Here is a 368-nt window from a genome sequence, read left to right on the forward strand (position 1 = left end):
TGCCAAACACTACCCGCCAGCAACGACCCAGCCGCTTTCCAGGACACTCACATTCCCGAAGGAAAGAAAGAGCGTCCGTACTCACAAGCCGGTCCGTGCCACCAGGCACCTATTTGTTGATATTCCACCCATGAGCACCCGCCGCAGAACCTGTGTCTGCGCAACGGGCTGTACTCCTGACAAACCCCCACCACCACATACGCGGCAGACAGTGATTCGTAGGTGCTCCTTAGAAAGGAGGTGATCCAGCCGCACCTTCCGGTACGGCTACCTTGTTACGACTTAGTCCCAATCGCCAGTCCCACCTTCGACAGCTCCCTCCCACAAGGGGTTAGGCCACCGGCTTCGGGTGTTACCAACTTTCGTGA

It is taken from the genome of Arthrobacter sp. RT-1, assembly GCF_003367205.1.
Lineage (GTDB): Bacteria > Actinomycetota > Actinomycetes > Actinomycetales > Micrococcaceae > Arthrobacter.